General features: G+C 72.3%; 18 protein-coding genes. 1 reads left to right on the plus strand and 17 read right to left on the minus strand.

Translation table 11 applies throughout. From position 1 onward, the window contains the following. Positions 1 to 3 precede the first annotated feature (3 nt). Genes ACFYNU_RS16765 through ACFYNU_RS16800 form a run of 8 tightly spaced genes read right to left on the minus strand, consistent with a single transcriptional unit; the run spans position 4 to position 9054 of the window. On the minus strand, positions 4 to 1086 hold the full coding sequence (locus tag ACFYNU_RS16765; protein ID WP_356584152.1) for an acyl-CoA dehydrogenase family protein: 1083 nt from the start codon (positions 1084 to 1086) through the stop codon (positions 4 to 6). Next, positions 1083 to 2240, minus strand: coding sequence for an acyl-CoA dehydrogenase family protein (locus ACFYNU_RS16770; RefSeq protein WP_356584150.1), 1158 nt, complete (start codon positions 2238 to 2240; stop codon positions 1083 to 1085). The genes ACFYNU_RS16765 and ACFYNU_RS16770 overlap by 4 nt, the downstream gene beginning before the upstream one ends. Continuing rightward, positions 2237 to 5503, minus strand: coding sequence for an amino acid adenylation domain-containing protein (locus tag ACFYNU_RS16775; protein ID WP_356584148.1), 3267 nt, complete (start codon positions 5501 to 5503; stop codon positions 2237 to 2239). The genes ACFYNU_RS16770 and ACFYNU_RS16775 overlap by 4 nt, the downstream gene beginning before the upstream one ends. Further along, a complete protein-coding gene (locus ACFYNU_RS16780) occupies positions 5503 to 6354 on the minus strand; it encodes a [LysW]-aminoadipate kinase (protein ID WP_356584146.1) in 852 nt (283 codons plus the stop codon). Before ACFYNU_RS16780 ends, ACFYNU_RS16775 begins: the two co-directional genes overlap by 1 nt. A gap of 16 nt (positions 6355 to 6370) precedes the next feature. After that, complete coding sequence (gene argC / locus ACFYNU_RS16785) at positions 6371 to 7393, minus strand: N-acetyl-gamma-glutamyl-phosphate reductase (protein WP_356584144.1); 1023 nt, start codon at positions 7391 to 7393, stop codon at positions 6371 to 6373. Beyond that, entirely contained in the window at positions 7390 to 7557 is a 168-nt protein-coding gene (lysW, locus tag ACFYNU_RS16790; protein ID WP_069621941.1) for a lysine biosynthesis protein LysW, read from the minus strand. Before lysW ends, argC begins: the two co-directional genes overlap by 4 nt. Further along, complete coding sequence (locus ACFYNU_RS16795; RefSeq protein WP_356584142.1) at positions 7554 to 8642, minus strand: BtrH N-terminal domain-containing protein; 1089 nt, start codon at positions 8640 to 8642, stop codon at positions 7554 to 7556. The genes lysW and ACFYNU_RS16795 overlap by 4 nt, the downstream gene beginning before the upstream one ends. Then, positions 8632 to 9054, minus strand: a complete 423-nt coding sequence (locus tag ACFYNU_RS16800; protein WP_356584140.1) for a hypothetical protein — start codon at positions 9052 to 9054, stop codon at positions 8632 to 8634. The genes ACFYNU_RS16795 and ACFYNU_RS16800 overlap by 11 nt, the downstream gene beginning before the upstream one ends. Before the next feature lie 168 nt (positions 9055 to 9222). Between ACFYNU_RS16800 and ACFYNU_RS16805 the strand changes: the two genes are divergently transcribed. Further along, complete coding sequence (locus tag ACFYNU_RS16805; protein WP_356584138.1) at positions 9223 to 10038, plus strand: GNAT family N-acetyltransferase; 816 nt, start codon at positions 9223 to 9225, stop codon at positions 10036 to 10038. A gap of 5 nt (positions 10039 to 10043) precedes the next feature. Here ACFYNU_RS16805 and ACFYNU_RS16810 read toward each other — a convergent pair whose 3' ends face one another. The 9 genes from ACFYNU_RS16810 to ACFYNU_RS16850 form a co-directional block, all read right to left on the minus strand. Next, positions 10044 to 11129, minus strand: coding sequence for a transketolase C-terminal domain-containing protein (locus ACFYNU_RS16810; RefSeq protein WP_356584136.1), 1086 nt, complete (start codon positions 11127 to 11129; stop codon positions 10044 to 10046). Beyond that, positions 11126 to 11980 (minus strand): transketolase, encoded by an 855-nt coding sequence (locus tag ACFYNU_RS16815; RefSeq protein ID WP_356584134.1) that lies wholly within the window; start codon positions 11978 to 11980, stop codon positions 11126 to 11128. The genes ACFYNU_RS16810 and ACFYNU_RS16815 overlap by 4 nt, the downstream gene beginning before the upstream one ends. Next, positions 11977 to 13287: a DegT/DnrJ/EryC1/StrS family aminotransferase gene (locus tag ACFYNU_RS16820; protein WP_356584132.1), complete on the minus strand. Its 1311-nt coding sequence runs from the start codon at positions 13285 to 13287 to the stop codon at positions 11977 to 11979. The genes ACFYNU_RS16815 and ACFYNU_RS16820 overlap by 4 nt, the downstream gene beginning before the upstream one ends. Next, positions 13280 to 13636 (minus strand): hypothetical protein, encoded by a 357-nt coding sequence (locus ACFYNU_RS16825; RefSeq protein ID WP_356584130.1) that lies wholly within the window; start codon positions 13634 to 13636, stop codon positions 13280 to 13282. The genes ACFYNU_RS16820 and ACFYNU_RS16825 overlap by 8 nt, the downstream gene beginning before the upstream one ends. Beyond that, positions 13633 to 14514 carry a lysine biosynthesis protein LysX gene (gene lysX, locus ACFYNU_RS16830; RefSeq protein WP_356584128.1) on the minus strand — a complete coding sequence of 294 codons (882 nt, stop codon included), beginning with the start codon at positions 14512 to 14514 and terminating at the stop codon, positions 13633 to 13635. The genes ACFYNU_RS16825 and lysX overlap by 4 nt, the downstream gene beginning before the upstream one ends. Next, entirely contained in the window at positions 14511 to 15608 is a 1098-nt protein-coding gene (locus ACFYNU_RS16835) for a M20/M25/M40 family metallo-hydrolase (protein WP_356584126.1), read from the minus strand. The genes lysX and ACFYNU_RS16835 overlap by 4 nt, the downstream gene beginning before the upstream one ends. Beyond that, complete coding sequence (locus ACFYNU_RS16840) at positions 15605 to 16348, minus strand: 2OG-Fe dioxygenase family protein (protein WP_356584124.1); 744 nt, start codon at positions 16346 to 16348, stop codon at positions 15605 to 15607. Before ACFYNU_RS16840 ends, ACFYNU_RS16835 begins: the two co-directional genes overlap by 4 nt. 305 nt (positions 16349 to 16653) lie before the next feature. Then, complete coding sequence (locus ACFYNU_RS16845) at positions 16654 to 19401, minus strand: LuxR C-terminal-related transcriptional regulator (protein ID WP_356584122.1); 2748 nt, start codon at positions 19399 to 19401, stop codon at positions 16654 to 16656. A gap of 86 nt (positions 19402 to 19487) precedes the next feature. Beyond that, positions 19488 to 19691 carry an MbtH family NRPS accessory protein gene (locus ACFYNU_RS16850; RefSeq protein ID WP_356584120.1) on the minus strand — a complete coding sequence of 68 codons (204 nt, stop codon included), beginning with the start codon at positions 19689 to 19691 and terminating at the stop codon, positions 19488 to 19490. Positions 19692 to 19826 lie beyond the last annotated feature (135 nt).

Genomic DNA, 19826 nt, shown 5'->3' on the forward strand with positions numbered 1-19826 from the left:
GTGTCATTCCCCCAAGACGTGGTGGCGGGCCGCCAGCAGGCCGGCGACCTCGCGCCGCAGCGCTGTCGGGCTGCCGAGCGTCAGCGTGTCCACGGCGGCGCGGCGGTGGAACACGGAGATGTCCTGTTCCTCCGTCAGTCCGGCCGCGCCGTGCAGATGGACGGCCTCGGCCGTCACGTCCCGCGCCAGGTCGGCGGCGAGGAACAGGGCCTGGGCGGCGGTGGATCCGATGTCCTGTCCGCTGTCGCCGTCCCGGGCGACGGCCCGTACGAAGCTCTGCGCGACGGTGGCCTCGGCCGCGACCGCCGCCAGCCGGTGGGCGAGTGCCTGGTGCTGGGCGAGCGGTTTGCCGAAGGCGCTGCGGCTCTTGACGCGTTCGACGGTCAACTCCAGTGCTCCGCGCACCAGTCCGGTGAGATAGCCCGCTTGGACGATCCGGGCGCGGGCCAGCGCGTGCCCGTACGACGGTCCGTGGGGCAGCAGGCCGTCCGGGACCGGTTCCGCGTGCTCCAGCGTCACCCGGTGGAGGTCACCGCGGCCGATGTCGTCGTGCCGCCGCAGGGTCAGGCCGGGGGCCCCGGCCGGAATCAGCGCGTGCTCGTGGTCACCCGCGACCAGCAGCAGGTCGACGTCGGCGGCGAAGGCGACGAACCGGCGGGTGCCGCTGACCCGGCCACCATGTGTCGTCAGGGGCGCCGGGCGGGAGGGTTCGTCGGTGCCGTGTTCACGGACGGCGAGCGCGACGGTGCGCGTCCCCGTCGCGATCTGTTCGAGCAGGGCGTCGAGGCGTCCGTCGGCGGCGAGCAGCGACGCGGCGAGGACGGTGTCCTGGAAGGGGCTCTGGAACAGCGCCGGGCCCATCACCTCGGCGGTCGCCACCAGCCGGGACAGGGCGTCGGCGGGCCCGCCGAGCCGTACGGGCAGCAGCGGGCGCAGTTCGCCCAGGTCCGCGAGGGTGGCCCAGACCAGCTCCCGGGCGGCGGTGTCCGCCTCGCTCGGGCGTTCCTGTCCGGCGCCCTTGGGGCGGTCACCGAGGCGGCGCAGGACGGGGATCAGCTCGTCGTCGAAGAGTTCGGTGAGGCTCACAGCAGACCCAGTCCGTTGGTCGCGATCAGATAGAGCATGATCTCGGAGGTTCCGGAGGCGAGCCGATGGGCCGGACCGAGGCGCACGTTGGCCTCCAGCACCCCGTCAGCCGTCGCCTCGCCGTCCCAGGCGGTGAGCACCGAGCCCATGCCGTCGATCTCCTGGCCCGCCTGGAGGACGGGGCGGAACATCTCCCCCGCGTACCACTTGGACATGGCCGATGCCACCGGGTCGGGGGCGCCGGCGGCCAGATTCTCGACCATCTGCCAGGCCATGGCGTGACTGGCGCGCAGCCGCGCGTCCAGCTCGGCCAGGCGGACGCCGTGGACCGGGTCGGCGAGCCGCCCGGTCTCGGCCGCCCGTCTGATCACCAGGTCGAGGAGCCGGCGCGCCTTGCCGTGGAAGTCGATTCCGGTGCGCTCCAGTTGGAGCAGGTCGCCCAGGCTGCGCCAGCCGTCGTCGACCTCTCCGACGACATCCGCCGCGGTGAGCCGTACGCCGTCGATCACGACGAGGTTGAAGCGGTCGTTCTGGACGCTGGGAACGGGCTCGACATGGACGCCCGGTGAGCGCAGCGGCAGCAGGAAGAGGGTGATGCCGTACATGCCGATCGCGCTGTCGCTGGTACGGGCTGCGCAGAGCGCGACATCCGCGAACTGCGACTTCATGTTGAAGACCTTGGTCCCGTACAGCCGCCAGCCGTCGCCGTCCGCCTCCGCCCTGGTCCGCAGCGCGGAGAGGTCCGAGCCGGCGTCCGGTTCGGTGAAGAGCACGCTCGCCGCCCGCTCACCGCGGGCGAGCGCGGGCAGATGCTGCTCCTTCTGCCGCTCCGTACCGGCGAGGAGGAGGAACTTGCCGACGATGTCGATGCTGAGGACATGTACGTCGTCGGGGACCCCGGCCAGCGTCATCTCCTCGGTGACGACGGCGGCTTCGCGGGGGCTCAGGCCCAGGCCCCCGTACTCCCGGGGCCAGTCGGCGGCCAGCCAGCCGCGTGCCCCGAGGGCGCGGTAGACCTCCAGGTCCGCGGGCTCCTCGCCGGGCGCGTGGGCAGCCACCTCGGCGAGGGTGCGGCGGACCGTGTCGCCGGCGAAGAAGGCACGCACCTCTTCGCGGAAGGTCTCGATGCCGGTGACGGGCGTTGCCTGGGTCACGGTGTCCCCTCCAACTGGTCGAGCAGGGAGTCCAGTTCGTCGTCGGAGACGCCCGCCAGCTCGTCGGCCTCGATCAGCTCGGCCAGTTGGGCGATGGTGGAGCGCACGAAGAGCTGACGCAGTTCCAGCTCGATGCCGAAGGCCGCGCGGATGCGTGAGGCGAGTTGGGTGACCTTGAGCGAGTTGCCGCCGACCGCGAAGAAGCTCGCGTGGATGTCGATCTCCATCTCCGGGTCGAGCAGTTCGCGCCAGATGTCGGCGAGCGTGCGCTCGGTCTCCGTCGAGGGCGGCGCCGCCCGGTACGTCAGCGGGGCGCCCGGCTCCGGCAGCCTGGCCCGGTCCAGCTTCCCGCTGGCGGCTCGCGGCAGCTCCGGCAGCGCGACGAACTCGGCCGGCACCAGATGGGCCGGCAGCCGGTCCACGAGGTGGCCGCGCAGTGCCGCGCCGTCCGCCGCCGGGTCGGTCGTGGCGTAGTAGCAGACCAGCCGTGCGGCGGTGCCGTCGCCGCGGGCGACGACGACCGACTCGGTGACGGCCGGGTGGGACTCGACGGCGTGCTCGATCTCGCCGGGCTCGATCCGCAGGCCGCGGATCTTGATCTGGTTGTCGGCGCGGCCGAGGAAGGTGAGGTTCCCGTCCGGGGCGCGTACGACGAGATCACCCGTGCGGTAGAGCCGCGCGCCCGGCGGGCCGAACGGGTCGGGCAGGAAACGCTCGGCGGTCGCGCCGGGCCGGTGGGCGTACCCCCGGGCCACACCCACACCGCCGACGAACAGCTCGCCGGGCACCCCGTCGGGCACCGGGTTGCCGTACCGGTCCAGGACGTGCGCCGTGTAGTTGGCCATCGGCGTGCCGATCGGCGGCATGGTGTCGTACGGGCCGTCGGGGCACCGGTAGTCGATGCAGGCGATGGTGGCCTCGGTGGGGCCGTACCCGTTGTGGAACTCGCGGCCCTCGGTGTTCCAGCGGTTCACCAGCTCGCCGGGGAACGCCTCCAGGCCGACGAACAACGCCCGCAGATCGGGGAAGAGCCGCTCGTCGAGCTGGCCCAGCACCGCCGGTGGCAGGTCGGTGACGGTGACCTTCTCCTGGGTCATGAGCCGGGTCAGCCGCTCGGTGTCCCACAGCACGTCGGTCGGGGCGTGCACCAGCTGCGCTCCGGAGCACAGCGAGCTGAAGAAGTCGAACAGGGAGACGTCGTAGGCGGGGTTGGCGAACTGGAGGACGCGGTCGCCCTCCCCCAGCCGGAACATGTCGATGGAGGCGCGGGTGAAGTTGACGACGGAGCGGTGCTCGACCTGGACGCCCTTGGGCTTGCCGGTGGAGCCCGAGGTGAAGATCAGATAGGCGAGGTTCTCCGGGCGGACCCCGAAGTGGGGGCGCTCGACTGGCCGTTCCTTGAGGGTCGGGTCGTCGACACGCAGCGCGGTGACACCCGCGGGAAGCTCCCGCGCGAGGTCGTCCGTGGTCACCACCACTGTGCAGCGCGCCTCGGTGAGCACGGTGGCCCAGCGCTCCGCCGGATGGTCGGGGTCGAGCGGCAGATACGCGCCGCCCGCCTTGAGGATCCCGAAGAAAGCGGTGGGCAGTTGGGGGCCCCGCCGCAGCAGCACACCCACGACCGTCTCCGGGCCGACCTGCGCCTCGTGCAGTGCGTGGGCGAGTTGGTTGGCGCGCTCCTCCAACTGCCGGTAGCTGAGGTGCTCCCCCGCGTAGGAGGTGGCGGGCGCTTCGGGCGCGCGGTCCACCACGGCCTCGAACATCTCGTGCAGACAGCCCTCCGGCGCGGGGCCGGGATTGCCGCTGGACTCGACCAGCCGCCGCTGCTCGGCGGCGGTGAGCAGGGGCAGTTCACTCACCCGCAGACCGGGGTCGGCCACGACGGCGGCCAGCACCGCCGCGTAGTGCCCGAGGAGCCGTTCGACTCGGTCGGCGTCGAACAGATCGGTGGAGTACTCCGCCCAGAGCCGGAGCCCTTCGGGGATCTCCGTGAGCTGTACGGCGAGGTCGAACCGGGCGGTGTCGCCCTGGAGCGGATACGCGCTGACGTCGACGCCGGCGATCCGCGCGGACTCCACGCCGGAGTGCTGGAGGGTGAAGGAGGTCTGGAAGAGCGGATTACGGCTGGGGTCGCGCTCGGGGGCCAGCTCCTCCACCAACCGCCCGAAGGGCAGGCTCTGGTGGAGATGGGCGCCCATGACCCGCTCGCCGGTCCGCTTGAGCAGTTCGAGGAAGGTGGGGTCGCCGGAGGTGTCGCAGCGCAGCACGACGGTGTTGGCGAAGAAGCCGATCAGCGGCTCGACCTCGCGGCGCTCGCGGCCGGAGAAGACCGATCCGACGACGATGTCCTCCTGGCCGGTCCAGCGGTCGAGCAGCGCGCCGAACGCGGCCAGTGTCACGGTGAGCAGCGTGACGTGCTCGGCGCGGGCCAGCTGGTTGAGCCCGTCGCGTACGGCGGGCGGCAGCAGCCGGTCCGTCTCCGCCCCGGCTCCGGTGGTGACGGCGGGGCGCGGCCGGTCGGCGGGCAGGTTCAGGGTGGGCAGCGCCGCCAGCTGCTCCTTCCAGTAGGTCAGGTGCTCGTCCAGTACGGCCCCGGTCATCCGGCCGCGCTGCCACACCGCGTAGTCCGCGTACTGGACCTCGAGCTCCGGCAGCTCGGCCGGGCGGCCGGCGGTCTCCGCCTCGTAGAGATGCAGCAGTTCGCCCACGAGGATCGGCATGGACCAGCCGTCGCTGGCGATGTGGTGCAGCGCCAGGACGAGGATGTGCTCGTCCTCCCCGGTGCGGACCAGATTGGCGCGCAGCACCGGGCCGCGCGCCAGGTCGAACGGCTCCTGGGCGAGGCCGAGGACGAAGGGCCGTACGTCGTGCTCGGGCACCCCGGTCAGATCCGTCACGGGGACGGGCACCGCGGTGCCGGGCGGGGCGATGTCCTGGTAGGGGACGCCGTCGCGCTCGGGGTAGCGGGTGCGCAGGGTCTCGTGCCGGTCGGTCAGCGCGGTCAGTGCGCGGCCGAGGGCGGCGGTGTCGAGCGCAGCGCGCAGCGACAGCACGATCGGGGCGTTGTAGACGGCGGCGCCGGGTGTCAACCGGTCGAGGAACCAGAGGCGTTGCTGGGTCGCGGAGAGCGGCAGCTCCCGGTCGCGGGCGACGGGCACGACCCGCTCACCGGTGCCGCGTACCCCGGCGCGCTGGCGCTCGCGCAGTGCCAGGAGGCTCTTCCTGGTCTCCGCCAGGCTCTTTGCTTGTGACGATTCCGGCATCAGACGTTCCCGCTCTCGAATGGTGCTGCTTTCTCGATCCGCGTACCGGCTCCGGCCAGCGCCTCGCGCACCGGGTTCGTCACACGGCCGTCGGCGACGACCACCTGGGTCACGCCGGTGTCCAGGGCGGCTCGGGCGGCCTGGAGCTTCGCCGTCATCCCGCCGCGTGCGTCGGCCTCCCCGAGGGAGCCCGCCGAGACGGTGAGCCGGGGAAGGAGGGAGCCGGGATCCTCCGGGTCCCGGAGCACACCGGGCGCGGAGGTCAGCAGGACGAGCCGGACGGGCCGCCGCTCGGCCAGCGCACCGGCCACCGCCGCAGCTATCCGGTCGGCGTCGACGTTGACCGGCTCGCCCTCCGTACCGAGGGCGGGCGGGGAGAGCACGGGGAGCAGCCCCGCGTCGAGCAGAAGATGCAGCGGTCCGGGGTCGACGGCGTGGATCCGGCCGCTGTGGTCGTCCCGGATCATTCGCGTACGGCCGTCCACCACCGCCTTGTGGGCGCCGGCGCGGCGGGCGGTGACGAGCCCCGCGTCCATGCCGGTGAGGCCCACGGGCCGGGCGCCGTGCCGGCTGAGCGAGGCGACCAGCGCGGGTTTGACCCGGCCGGCCATCGTCATCAGCAGGACGTCCAGGGTGGCGGGGTCCGTGTAGCGGCTGGACGAGCCGCCGGGCGTGCGGAGTCGGCGCTGCGGCACGCCCAACTGAGCCGCCAGCTCGTCGAGTTGGGCGGCGCCGCCGTGCACGAGGACCACCTGGCCCCCGGCCGCCACTGCCGCCAGGTCCTGGCAGATGGTCTCGCGGTGCGCGGAGAGCCCGCCGCCGCACTTGACCACGGTGATCTCGTCACTCACGGTGCTCCCCAGGGGCTCAGATCGGGTGCAGGCCGGGGAAGTCGAGCCCGAGCGACTCGTCGAGGCCCATTCGGATGTTGAGGCACTGGACGGCATTGCCCGCGCCTCCCTTGACGAGGTTGTCGAGGGCTCCGCACAGCAGCACCCTGCGACTCCCCGGGTCGATCGCGAAGCCGACGTCGCAGTAGTTGGAGCCGAGCAGGATCTTGGGCTCGGGCAGCCGGTAGTTGCCGCGCTTCTGTGCGATGACACGCACATGCGGCTCGGCCCGGTACGCCTCGCGGTAGATCCGCCGCAGCTGCTGCTCGGTGACGTCGTCGTTCAGCGTGGCGTGGCACAGCACCTGCACGCCGCGCACGGCGTCCACGCCGGTGGCGGTCATCATCACGTCGAGGCCGGTGGCCTGGGCGATCTCCGCCTGGTGCCGGTGGTTCAGCGGGGCGAACACCCGCAGCACACCGCTGCGTTCGGCGTGCAGATTCATCTCGCCGGCCGAGGCGCCCGATCCGCTGGAGCCGACCCGGCCGTCGACCGTGACGGCCGGCTCCAGGAGGCCCGCCTCGCTCAGCGGGCGCAGCGCCAGGATCGACGCCGTGGCCATACAGCCGGGCACGCTCACCAGGTCCGCCGTACGCAGCCGCGTACGGTACAGCTCCGGCAGGCCGACGACAGCCGTGCCGAGGAGGTCGGGCGCCGGGTGCTCGCCGTAGTGCCGCCGGTAGACGGCCGGGTCGGCGAGCCGCAGGTCGGGGCTGAGGTCGTAGACGACCTTGCCCCGGGCCGTCAGCGCGGCCCGCCCTTCCGGATCGGCCACGGTCGAGCCGGTGAAGAACAGGACGTCGCACTCGGGCAGGTCCTCGGGTGAGACGTAGGCGAGGTCGGTCCTGCCCCGCAGATTGGGGTGGCCGCCGTCGACCCGCCGGCCGGCGAGCCGGGACGAGGTGACAGCCGCAATCTCCACTTCCGTATGCCCGGAAAGGAGACGCAGCAATTCCCCTCCGATATAACCGGCTCCGCCTACGATCCCGACCCGGATCACTCGCCCCAGTCCTCCTCGGCCTCGGGCGCAACCGCGACCATCAACGGGTCCAGCGAAATCACTTCCAATTCACCGGCACACTCACCGCATTCAAGAATTTCGTTCAGCTCTGGCTGCTGCGCGACTTTCACGTCCGCCACGCATTCGGGACAGGCCACGTTCACTGCGTCACCTCCGCCGCAAGGTCATCGGTCTGATGTCTTGAGATTCGCGGAAGCCCGGACGGGTGGGCAGTAGGGGAAACCCCCGACAGGTGTGTCCCCAGCGCCGTCAGGACCTGCTCGTAGGACTCGACGAGCCGTGCCGAGCGGCGGCGCAGGGCGGGCAGGGCCGCCGCCCGGTCCTGGCGCGCGGTGGCCACGGCGATCCTCAGTGCCGCCCAGTGGTGGGCGACGCCCGCGACTTGGCGGGCCAGTTCACGCAGCCGCCCGTCGCCGGACTCGCGGCCCGCGCGGTCCAGGAAGTCGCCGTGCAGTCCGGTCGTGGCCAGCACGGGCCCGGCCACGATGAAGACCTCGTCCACCACCTCGGGGGTCTCCTCCAGCCGCTCCCAGGCGCCGTCGAGGAAGGCCCTGAGGCCGGGCAGCCCCGAGGTGCGCGGGTCGGCGGGGTCGGTCAGGGCCCGGACGTTGCGCGCCATCGCCTCGGCGACGAACTCCGGGGTGAACGGCGGCTGTGGGCCACTCGCCTCCCAGCTCAGCCAGCGGTTGCCGATCGGGTTGGCGGTGAAGAACATGTCCCGGTCGTGCCGGACGGGGTTGCCCGAGTCCCGGGCCGCCGTCAGCGCCGCCAGCGACAACGGGCCCTGGTGGGCGGGCGGTACGGGGTCGGTGACATAGACCTCCCCCGCCTCGTCGTCGAAGCCGTGGACCACCATCAGATGGTTGGTGTGCACGTCCCGGTGGGCGGGGCGGAAGGGCAGATGGAAGTTGTCGGCGGCCACCGCGACGGGCCGCCCCGCGCACAGCTCCGCGCGTACCTCCCGCCAGCCCTCCTCGGGTCCGGCCGGGGTGTGCCATTGCGAGTGCAGCCCGTGGTACGGGGCGAGCCCGGCGAACAGGTCGTCGGCGTGGCCCGGCAGGTAGTACTCCTCCCGCCGCAGGTCACCGGGGTAGTGGAAGCCCCAGGCTGCGCCGAGGACGATCTGCGGGTCCAGCCCCCGGTGGGCCAGCAGCACGCCGGCCGTGGTGTGCAGGCAGTGGCCCAGCTCGTGCCGCCAGGGGACCACGGGTGTCAGCTCAACCCGCATCGCGCACCCCCGGTTCCCTGACCGCGGTGAGCGCGAAGACGTGCATCGCCGGGTTGTCCGGCAGCCGTAGCGCGGCCAGTTCGCCGGGCACCGTGACCGGGACGCGCTGCTGCCAGATCACGGGGCGGTGGCCGTCCTGGGTGTGGCGCGGGTAGCGCAGGCCGGAGCCGCGGAACGCCTCGGGTTCGCCGAACCAGGCGGCCGTCTCGGGCCAGAAGTCGGACATGCGCAGCCAGGCGGTGCGCACCGTGCCGTCCGCGTAGTGGAGTTCGAGCTCGTCCTCGGTGCGGCGCTCGGCGGCGCCGAGGAGGTAGAGCCAGTCGGCGCGGACTCCGGGCAGCGGCAGAAGCTGGCCGCGGCACCGGATGTTGTCGCCGCGACCGGTCGCCCTGGCCGGGAACTCGAACGCCACGCCGGTCACTTCCACCGACGAGCCGGGGGCCGGCAGATCCTCGGCGGGAAAGGTGTTGCGCCAGATATTGAATCCGGCGGAACCGTCGGACCCGTCGGCACCGGATTTCGTAATTCCTCTATTGTCACAGACTTCTGATATGTCGACGACCGTGCTTATCATGCGTGGATGCACGTGAACCTCATTACTACCCTTTCCGGGGAACTCGCCGAGCGAATATCCGAACTCGTGCGGGCTGCTTATGCGACGGGCGATCTTCTGCCCGGACTGCCGATCGCGGACGGTGCGCTGGCCGACGCGGCGGAGGTCCACCGGGACCTGGCCGCCGGGCAGTTGCTGTGGGTGGCGTGGGACGCCGGACGTCCGGTGGGCACGGTGCGGGCGGTGCGGGTGGCGCCGGAGCTGTGGGAGGTACGGCGGCTGGCGGTCGATCCGACGAGCCGTCGCACCGGTGCGGCGCGGGCGTTGCTGGGCCGGCTCGAAGCCGCCGCCGCGGCGGCCGGTGTCCGTGAGGTGGCGCTGGACGCGGTGGTGGAACGTGGCAATCCGGCGTTCTACGCACGGCTGGGCTACCGCACGGTGCGGCACTTCGGCGCGTCCGACAAGCCGCTGTCCGAGGTCCATATGCGCCGTGCTCCGGACACCCGGCCCGTGCCCGTGCCGCACGAGGCCCTGCCGGTGGGGCCGGGGCTGCTCGTCGAGTGGCGGGCGGTGGCCGAGGGCACCCTGTGCCGGCTGCGGTTGACGCGCGCCGGGGAGCGGGTCGCCGCGGGCCCGGAGACGGTCGGGGTGGATTTCTGGCCGGGGGCGGGGGCCGCCGAACTCGCCCTGGTGAGGGGCGCGTTGGCGGCCGGAGCCGACGGCGAGGTGCTGTTCGCCCGGCCGGCGCTCGCCGTGGACGCCTTCTGCCTGCCCCGGGAGCGTCACCCGGAGTTGCTGGCCTGGTGGCGCAGCCCGCTGGTGCGGGCGCCGATGCGGGTCTGAGCGGGTCACTCCCGCCTCCGGGCGAGGGCGAGGGCCGCCGCCGCGATGGCCTCCGGGTGCACTCCCGCGTACTCCAGCAGTTCGCGTTCGCCCGCCACATGGTCCAGATAGCCGTCGGGCACACCGATCCTGTGCACGGGGCAGGGGTGGTCCTCCGCGACCGCCTCGCAGACCGCGGCGCCGAGTCCGCCGACCCGTACGTGGTCCTCGACCGTGACGATGCCGCCGGTCTCCCGGGCGGCGCGGCCGAGGGCGGCGGTGTCGAGCGGCTTGATGGTGTGCATGTTCAGAACGCGCGCCGAGTGCCCCTGCCGGGCGAGGAGTTCGGCCGCTTCCAGGGCCATGACCACCGGATAGGGGCCGGTGGCGACGATCGTGACGTCCTCGCCCTCGCGCAGCAGCCGGGCCTCACCGAGACGGAAGTCGTACGGGGCGTCGTTCACCAACGGCGTCGCGGCGCGGCCCAGTCGCAGATACAGGGGGCCCGGCAGATCGACGGTGGCCCGTACGGCGGCCTCCGTCTCGGCGGCGTCGCACGGCACGACGACGGTCAGATGCGGCAGCGTCCGGACGATCGCGACGTCTTCCACGGCGTGGTGGGTGGGGCCGTAGTGTCCGGCGGAGACCCCGGCGTGCGTGACGACGATCCGTACCGGCAGGTTGTTGCCCGCGACGTCGACCTTCAACTGCTCGCAGGCGCGGGCCGCCGCGAAGCTGGCGATGGTGTTGGCGTAGGGCAGCAGCCCGGAGTGGGCGAGCCCGGCCGAGACACCCAGCAGATTCGCCTCCGCGATGCCCACGTTGACGTACTGCTCGGGGAGCGCGTCGCCGAAGAGGGTCTCCAGCCCGCCCATGTCCGAGTCGACGCAGAAGATCCGGGGGTCCACCCGGGCGAGGTCCACCAGGGTGCGGCGGTAGGCGTCACGCGCGGGTACGGCGTACCGCTCGGCCCAGCTCTGTTCGTCCGGCTTCCCGGCCGCCGCCGTGTCAGCCGGTTTACCGGCAGCCGGGCCGGCGGTGTTGCCGGCGGCCGAGCCGGCCGGTGTCTTCGCCGGTGTCCCGGCCGCTGTTTCGGTGATCACTTCGCTCATGCCGTCCTGCCTGACCTCAGGTCCTTCTTCGCCCGCTGGTAGAGCCTCGGGTTCAGCTGGACGGAGTGGCTCTTCTTCTTGCCCTCGAACAGGGCGACGCCCCGGCCCTTCACGGTCCGCGCGATGACCACCGTGGGCTTCCCGGTCCGCACGGGCAGCCCGGCGAACGTCTGCGCCAGCGCGGCCTCGTCGTGCCCGTCGATCTCCACGGCGGACCAGCCGAAGCTGCGCCACCGCTCCGCCAGCGGTTCCAGGGCCACACATTCCTCGGTGCCGCCGGTGATCTGGAGGCCGTTGCGGTCGACGACGGCCACCAGGTTGTCCAGCCCGAACTGGGCCGCCGACATCGCCGCCTCCCACACCGAGCCCTCTTGGAGTTCGCCGTCCCCGAGCAGGACGAAGGCCCGTGCGGGGCGGCCCAGTCGGCGCATGGCCAGGGCGACGCCGGTGCCGAGGGACAGCCCGTGCCCCAGCGACCCGGTGGGGAACTCCACCCCGGGCAGCCTCCCCAGCGGGTGCCCGGCCAGCCGGCTGCCGGGCTGGGTGTACGTCGCCAGCTCCTCCACCGGCAGATGGCCGGTCTCCGCGAGCACCGCGTACAGCGCGGGCGCGGCGTGGCCCTTGCTGAGCACGAAGCGGTCCCGGTCGGGCCAGTCCGGCTCCTCCGGACGTACGTCGAGCACCCGGGTGTACAGATGCAGCAGCACGTCCGCGCAGGAGAGGCTGCCGCCCACGTGCGCGCCCTGCGGCGCGGTCGCCATCTTCAGGATGTGTTCGCGGATCCGGAAGGCCTGCTCGCCGAAGGTCTGCTCGGCGAAGGGCGGTGACACCGCCTCCGTGGATGCGGTCATCGCGCTGCTCCTCCGTTCATGGCCGCCTGCCACGGCGGGCGGTGCCGCGCCGACGCGATCACGGGCGCCAGGGTGTCCAGTTGGTCCCAGACCTTCTCGAAGGCGGTGGCGCACCGGTCGAGTACGGGTCCGCAGGCCGGGTTGAGATGCCAGCGCTGGAGGGTGACCGACTCGTCGATCACGGCCAGGCTCACCGGGAAGTCCTCGATGTCCGCGCCGACGTCGCGCAGGGCCTGCTGCCCGGGGAGCGGTACCACCTGGTAGGGCTGTACGGGCACGCCCTCGGCACGCAAAGCGCGCTGGACCACGGCCCGGAACGCGCCGGCCGGCAGGTCCGGATGGCCCGCCGCGGCCGGGTCGAACCGCAGCCGCAGGATGTGCCACGCGTGGGTGCGGTCCTCGGGGCAGACGGGGACGACGACACCGGGCAGGGCGTCGAGCCGGCCGAGGAATTGGCGCACCACCCGGTCGCGGGCGGTGCTGTCCGCGTCCAGCCGCTCCAGCTGGCACCGGGTGAACGCGGCCTGTACGGCGCTGAGTTTCTCGTTGCCCGCCAGCACCCGGGAGAGATAGTCACGGTCCCGGCCCGGGGTCAGATCCTCACCGAACTGGCGGTGCAGCACGACGCGTTCGTACAGGGCCTCGTCGTCGGTGGTGACCAGTCCGCCCTCGCCGCAGGTGGGGAGATTCTTCACCACGTTGAGGCTGACCGCGTTGATGTGTCCGAGCGAGGCCGTCCGGCGGCCCTGGTAGGTGGCGCCCTGGGCCTGGGCGGCGTCCTCGATGACGTACAGACCGTGGGCCTCGGCCAGCGCCGCGATGGCGGTCATGTCGCAGGGCAGTCCGTGCAGATGGACGGCGATCACGGCGCGGGTGCGTTCGGTGACGGCCTTCTCGGCGGCCACCGGGTCGAGGGTGTAGGTCCGCGGGTCGATGTCCACGAAGACGGGCTTGAGCCCGCGCTGGAGGACGGGCACGGCGCTGCCGACGAAGGTGAGCGCCGGGACCAGGACCTCGGAGCCCGGCTCCAGGTCCAGTGCGGCGAGGGCCAGTTCCAGGGCGGCGGTGCCGTTGGAGACGGCGGCGCAGTGCCGCGTCCCCACATAACTGGCCCATTCCGTCTGGAGCTTGCTGACCTCGCCGCGGCCCGCGTCGTTGGAGGTGAACAGACCGCCGTCCAGCACACCGCGCAGCGCGGCGTGTTCCCGCTCGGTCACGACCGGCCAGCCGGTCAGCGCCTTGGTCACATCCTGCTTGGCGACGGCGCGGGCGCCGCCGAGCATGGCGAGTTTCCCTGGATCAGCCATGGGTGTCGGCCCCCTGGGCTCCGTCGGGTCGGTGGGTGCCGGCGGGTCGGTGGGTGCCGGGGTGGGCGGGCACCGGTGTCAGGGTGGCCGCGGCCAGCTCCGGCCGCTCGGGCAGCCGTACGCCGCGCAGGACGCCGCGACGCGGCACGGGCAGCCAGGCGAGGTCGGATCCGGCGGTGGCGACCAGCGGTTCCGGGTCGACGGCGTCGGCGAAGTACAGCCACGCGACGCCGGTGGTCTCCTCGTCGGCCGGGCGGCGCAGTTGGACGCGCAGCCAGTCGTAGTGCCCGGGGGGCAGCTCGGTCAGCCCGTCGGGGCCGGTGGCCTCGGCCACCGGGTGGGCGTTCATCGGTCGCCTCCCAGATCGAGGCTGCCGAGCACGTAGTCGACGTAGGCGCCCACCAGGTCGGTGCCGAGCACTTCCACGGCGCCGTGGAACTCCGGTGTGTGGTTGACCTCGTTGACGAACATCCGTCCGTCCCGGTGCTCGATGACGTCGATGCCGAGCACTCCGGGGCCGATGGCGTCGGAGGTGGCCCGGAGCAGTTTGACGAGCTCGTCGGTGAGCGGGCACTTCTCCGCCCGGCCGCCACGCGCGGTGTTGGTACGCCAGTGGTCCTCGCGCACCTTGTAGATCGCGCCGATCACCTCGCCGCCGAAGACGTACGCCTTGATGTCGCGGTCCGGCTTGTCCACGTACTCCTGCACGAAGGTGATCTGGTGCTGGGGTCCGGTCAGCGCGGCACGGTGTTCGAGCAGCGCCTCGGCCTGCTCGTGATCGTGCATACGGGCGGCGAGCCGCCCCCAGGAGCCGGTGAGCGGCTTGACCACCGCCGGATAGCCGAAGTCGTCCAGCTCGTCCAGCGCCGCCTCGGGGGTGAGGGTGACCAGGGCCCGGATGGTGGGCAGCCCGCCGTCGCGCAGGGCGAGGGTGGTCAGCAGCTTGTCGCCGCACACCGAGATGACCTCGGAGCTGTTGACCACCGGCACTCCGGCGTGTTCCAGCAGCCGGCTGGCGTGCAGATTGCGGGTGTGCGATATCTCCCGGCTGAGCGCTCCTCCGTACGGGAGGGACAGCCGCTCGGAGGTGTTCAGGCGCACGGCCAGGCGCCGCGGGTCGACGTGCTCGAAGTCGATGTCCCGCCTGCGGAGTTCGGCCAGGAGGAGCTTCTCCTCCAGCCGGGTCCTGGAGGCGAGCACGGCCAGTGTCTGTCGCCTTGCGGTCACAGCGGGACGCTCCCTGAGAGTTGCTCGGCGCCGTCCGTGGACCGGGCACGGCGCAATGCGTGGGCGAGCCGGGGCAGCGCATCGGTCAGTACGTCGATGGCCGCCAGGTACTCGGTGAGGTCGATGCGTTCGTCGTCCTGGTGGCAGAGCCGGGAGTCCCCCGGGCCGTAGGCGGCCGTGGGAACGGGCCAGTCACGGGCGACCACGTTCCAGTCGGACGTGCCGAGCTTCAGCTTGGGCACGGGCCGGATCCCGCGCGACGCGACGGCCCCGCTGAGCGCGGCCACCGCCGGATCCGTACGCCGGGACCGGACCGCCGGGACGTCCTCGATCACGGTGACGCGGCCGACGGCGGACAGCCGCTCGGTCAGCGCCTTGGTGTCGAAGCCGATGGGCAGCCGGCAGGAGATGTCGACGGTGGCGTGTTCGAGGTCGCCACCCATGCCGACCAGGGTGGGCAACGCCCGCTGGAACAGCGGGGTGTCCTCGGTGTGGCCCTCGGCCAGCGCGGCCGTCAGCTCCTGCCAGAACGCGACGGCGACCTCGGCCGCGGTCGCCTGGCTGGAGCTGGTGTGGGCGGGCGGCTGGGTGAATTCCGTACGGAACCGGAAGACGCCCTTGTAGCCGATCCCGACCGCGTGCACCCCGCTCGGTTCGCCGATGAGCAGCGCGTCGGGCGGCGGGAGATGGAGCAGATGCCGGGCCCCGAACGAGTTGGCCTCCTCGCCGACCGCCCCGATCACCGTCAGCCGGGCCGGGACACGGTCGGCGAGCCGGGACGCGGCGCAGATCATGGTGGCCATCGGCCCCTTGGCGTCGACGGTGCCGCGGCCGTGGAGGATGTCGCCCTCCAGCTTCACCGGCAGGTCGCCGGAGACCGTGTCGATGTGCCCGAGCATCCGGATCTCGGGGCCCTCCGGGTCGCCGACGGCGCCGTGCACATTGCCGGCCGCGTCGATATGGCTGTCGAAACCGGCGGCGGCCATCCGCTCCACGAGCATCAGGGCCAGCTCGCCCTCCCTGCCGGAGGTGGAGGGGATCTCGACCATGGAGCGCAGGAGTTCGGTCTCATGGCCGGGGCCCGGCCACCTCACTGGGCCTCGTCCACGGGGTTGAGGTCGACCAGCAGCATGTCGCGGATGCCGGTCCGCCGGATGGGCCTGGTGGCCGACACCTCGTGCGTGACCTGCTTGTCGTCGACGAAGACCGAGTCGAGCGGGGTACGCAGGGTGAGCCTGGCGGGCTCGCCCCCCTCGGGGTAGATCGTCGACTCGCCGCCCTGGCAGTCCTCCCGGCGCAGCAGGTGCATGCCGATGTAGCAGTGACCGTCCCGGTGGCGGCCCTCGGGAGTGGGCAGCCCGTCCTCGTCCTGACTGGCGACCATGCGGATCTGATGGATCCCCAGCTCCCAGTCGCGCTTGCCGCTGATCGCGGCGGCGAGCGCCGTGTCGAAGCTCGCCAGCGCCAGCATGCCCGGGTGCAGCAGCGCCTTCTCCTCGATGGGCGCGAACTCCCGGTCCGCGCCGCGCCACAGCGGAATGCCGTCCTGCCGGAAGGTGGTGTGCGGCAGCGCCTCGAAGGACGGCCCGTTCTCACCGACCGTCACCCGCAGGCGCCCGTAACGGCGGTAGCGGTACGCCCCGCCGTCGGTCAACGCCTCGTCGGGGGGCAGGTCGTTCCAGAACTGGCCGAAGGTGTCCAGCTCGTCCTCGGGCAGCAGGGTGCGCAGCTGACCTCCGTCCAGCACCGTGTAGCCGCTTCGGACGACGTCCTCGGCGGCCTGCTCCAGTGCGTGCTCCGTAAAGCCGCTCGCGGCCAGACCGAAGGTCCCCATACGCCCCTCCGCTGAAGGTGTGAACTGTGAATGACTTCAGGCCCGTTGCCAGAGTCAAGAAGGGTGTTCAGACTCTCGACCACCTTGACAGTCCGGCCGCCGCGAGACCTGTCGGTCATTGCCCTGACTAGGACGGGGCCCGGTGGCCGTTGGTGTGGGGCGTACGACGACAGCGCCCGCGTACCGACGGGCCTGTGGGCCACTGGTACGCGGGCGCTGTCGTCACACCTGTCAGGTGCCGAGGCCGTGCCCGTACGCGGGAGGTCGCCGTACGCGGACGGTCGCCGTCAGCGGACGGTCGTCCGTCAGCGGGCGGCGGCCGTCCGGCGGGGCCGCGCGACGACCGAGGAGCGTCCGATCATGCTGGCGATCTCCGCCCTCGAGGACACCTTCAACTTGGTGAAGATACGGCCCAGATGGGTCTCCACCGTCTTGTGGCTGACCTCCAGCTGCCGGGCGATCTGCCGGTTGGTACGGCCCTGGCTGACCAGGTCCGCGATCTCGAACTCCCGCTGGCTGAGCATGTGCTGCTCGGTCGGCGGACGCATGGCCGCGGCGCGGGCCTCGACCACTTCTCGCAGCTCACGGGCCGCGGCCAGGGCCTCGCCCAGACCGCACCGGTCGGCCACCGACTCGACGGCGTCCAGCTGCCGGATGGTACCGGCGACGTCTCCCACCGCCCACAGCGCGTTGGCGGCGAGCAGCCGGCCCGGCACCTCCAGCAGGGGGTGGTCCTCGATCTCCGCCACCCGCAGCGCGTGGTCGAGCGCTTCGGCGGGCTTCTCCGCCACCCGCGCCCGCGCCATCGACGCCAGGCCCAGCGCCGCGGGCAGTCGCAGCACCTGCGCCGCCCGCCAGGCCTGTTCGGCGGCCTCCTCGGCCTCGGGCCTGCGGCCGGCGGCCAGCGCCGCCCGGCTGAGCAGGTCGAAGGCCCTGGGGTGGTCCCACATCGGCAGGTCGAGCAGGGCGGCGCCGCCGCCCGCGTCGACGACGGCGGCCGTGCACGCCTCGGCGTCGCCCTGGGCGAGCAGGGCCGCGGCCTCCGCCAGCCGTACCTGACGCCAGGTCGGGGTGTCCGGGGTGATGACCTCGGCCGCGGCCCGGCTGTCGGCCAGGCTGTGCAGCGTGGCACCGTCCGCCAGGGCGATCTCCGCCCGCAGGGCGAGCACCATGCTGAGCAGGTCCTCCCGGCCGGGGCCGAGGGCCAGCTTCATCGCCTGGTTGGCCTGGTCCCTGGCGCGGGCCAGCCGACCCCGGCGCAGCTCGACGGTGCCGAGACCGGTGAGCAGCGGGATCATGGCCAGCCACTGCCCGCGTCGTCTGCATACTCCCTGGCCACGGGCGAAGTGCCGGGCCGCCTCGGCGTGGTGTCCGAGGCGCAGCTCGGCCCAGGCGACATGGCACACGGCCTCGATGTGGCAGGCCAGTTGCTCGTCGCTCTGCCGGTCGATCAGCTGCGCGGCCTCGCTCGCGCTGCGCTCGGCGACGGCCCGGCGTCCCTCGGTCAGCGCGGCGACCGAGTGCACACCGAGCGCGAGGGCCTGGAGCATGAGGTCTTCGCTGCCGACGGCGCTCAGGAGCGCGTCCTCCGACCACTCCCAGCCGGTGTCGAGCACGGTGGTGGCGGCGAGTACGAGGCGCAGCCGGCGCGAGGCGGCGGCCGGGTCCAAGGAGGTGATGGCCTGGCGCAGTATGGTCCGGGCCTCGGTGTACCGCCCGGCGAACTGGGCCAGTCTGGCCCGGCATTCGACGGTGAGTGCCTCCCGGTCCGGCCGGGCGACGCTTCCCGCAAGGAGCGCGTCACGGCGGTCCAGCGCGGCCCCGCACTCCTCCAGCCGCCCGGCCATGAGCGCCCCGTGGGCGATGGCGGTCAGCAACTCCGCCCGCTGCTCGCGGCTGTCGGGGCCGTCCCCGAGCATCCGCAGCGCGGCGGTGTACCAGACGGCGGCGGTCTCGGGGTCCTGCGGCTCGATGACCTTGCCCGCGGAGGTGAGCAGCGCGGCTGCCTTCGGCCCGCCCACACCCGCCCGTTCGACATGTTCGGCGATGCGCACGGTGGGCTGGTTGAGGCCGCTCAGCGCTTCCACGGCCCGCGCGTGCGCCCCCAGGCGCCAGCCTTCGGGGGCGGAGCGGTAGACCACACCGCGCAGTACGCGGTGCCGGAAGCGGAAAGTGCCGGGCACCGTGTCCGCCTGGACCAGATCGAGAGCGAGCAGTTCGTCGACGGCCACCAGCACGGTCGTACGGTCCAGTTCGGCCACGGCCGCGGTCAGTTCCAGATCGAAGACGTCACCGATCACGGCCGCCGCTGAGCCGACGGTCCGCGCCGTGCCGGAGAGGGTGTCGAGGTCGGCGAGGATGGGCGCCGTCGCCTCGCCGGGCAGTTCGGTGCCGCTGCGCAGCAGTGGCTCGCCCCGGCACTCGGCACCCTGGCACAGCGCGGCAAGGAGCTTCAGATGGCGCGGGTTGCCGCCGCTCTCCTGATGCAGGGTCATGTGGTGCTGTCCGCACAGGTGCTCCAGCGGGAACCCCTCGGCGGCCTCCGCGCTCAGCGGTCTGAGCGGCAGGTCGACGATGTCCCACTGCGGCTGGGCCCCGCCGAGTGCGGCGAGGAGCCGGTTGGCGACCCCGTGCGGCCGGTAGGCCAGGACCACCAGGAGGTCGAGCTGCGGCGGGTTCCAGATGAGCTTCTCGATGGCCAGGTTGAGGGCGTGCGACGCCTGGTGCAGGTCGTCGATGACGAGGACGGCTCTGCCCGGGCCCGCCAGCTCCGGCAGGTCCGCCAGTGGGTTCTCGCGGGGACGTGGGTCGTCCAGTCCCGGCAGGGTGGAAAGGGGACGGAATGTACTGTGCCGGTCGTCGGCCGCCGTACATTCCAGGAGCTTCAGCGCGGAATTCTCGCCCGCGATGGCGAGGAATTCCGACAGGATTCTGGTTTTCCCGATTCCGGATTCACCGGAGATCTTGACCATTACGGGCCGGTCGACGGTTTTTCGGGCGGCCTCCATAAGGAGGCTCACCTCGTTCTGTCGCCCCACCAGCACATTGGGCATGGCGATGCCGGACAAAGTACTACCCCCGTTCCCCGGCCACGCCGAAGCAGGCCGGGCAGATCACATTTCAGATGGGCGGACGCCCTCTATCGCTCCATGGCACGACGGAGACTCAGGGGACGCATATCCGTCCACACCCGCTCGATATGGGCCAGGCAGTCCTGCTTCGGGCCGGAGAACCCGGCCTCCCGCCAACCGGCGGGAAGGTCCCTGCCACGGGCCCAGATCGAGTACTGCTCCTCGTCGTTGACTACGGCGACGTATGTGATCTCGTCAGTGCTCTCTGCCATGATCTCCCCCGTTCTGCGGTCGCGCACGCGACCGTAAAATCCAATCAAAGGCTGGTTCAACAACACGGAATGGGCGCACACCGTCGGCGCCGGCCCAGGCCGACGGCAATCCAACGGGTCAGATTGGATCGCCTG

The organism is Streptomyces sp. NPDC006643, from assembly GCF_042870175.1.
Taxonomy (GTDB): Bacteria; Actinomycetota; Actinomycetes; order Streptomycetales; family Streptomycetaceae; genus Streptomyces.

Excerpts from the sequence above, each read along its gene's own strand:
- ACFYNU_RS16820 (WP_356584132.1), bottom strand. The coding sequence starts at position 13,287 with ATGGCTGATCCAGGGAAACTCGCCATGCTCGGCGGCGCCCGCGCCGTC.
- ACFYNU_RS16775 (WP_356584148.1), bottom strand. The coding sequence starts at position 5,503 with ATGCCGGAATCGTCACAAGCAAAGAGCCTGGCGGAGACCAGGAAGAGC.
- ACFYNU_RS16825 (WP_356584130.1), bottom strand. The coding sequence starts at position 13,636 with ATGAACGCCCACCCGGTGGCCGAGGCCACCGGCCCCGACGGGCTGACC.
- ACFYNU_RS16805 (WP_356584138.1), top strand. The coding sequence starts at position 9,223 with ATGCACGTGAACCTCATTACTACCCTTTCCGGGGAACTCGCCGAGCGA.
- ACFYNU_RS16845 (WP_356584122.1), bottom strand. The coding sequence starts at position 19,401 with ATGCCCAATGTGCTGGTGGGGCGACAGAACGAGGTGAGCCTCCTTATG.
- ACFYNU_RS16810 (WP_356584136.1), bottom strand. The coding sequence starts at position 11,129 with ATGAGCGAAGTGATCACCGAAACAGCGGCCGGGACACCGGCGAAGACA.
- ACFYNU_RS16840 (WP_356584124.1), bottom strand. The coding sequence starts at position 16,348 with ATGGGGACCTTCGGTCTGGCCGCGAGCGGCTTTACGGAGCACGCACTG.
- ACFYNU_RS16815 (WP_356584134.1), bottom strand. The coding sequence starts at position 11,980 with ATGACCGCATCCACGGAGGCGGTGTCACCGCCCTTCGCCGAGCAGACC.
- ACFYNU_RS16795 (WP_356584142.1), bottom strand. The coding sequence starts at position 8,642 with ATGCGGGTTGAGCTGACACCCGTGGTCCCCTGGCGGCACGAGCTGGGC.
- ACFYNU_RS16850 (WP_356584120.1), bottom strand. The coding sequence starts at position 19,691 with ATGGCAGAGAGCACTGACGAGATCACATACGTCGCCGTAGTCAACGAC.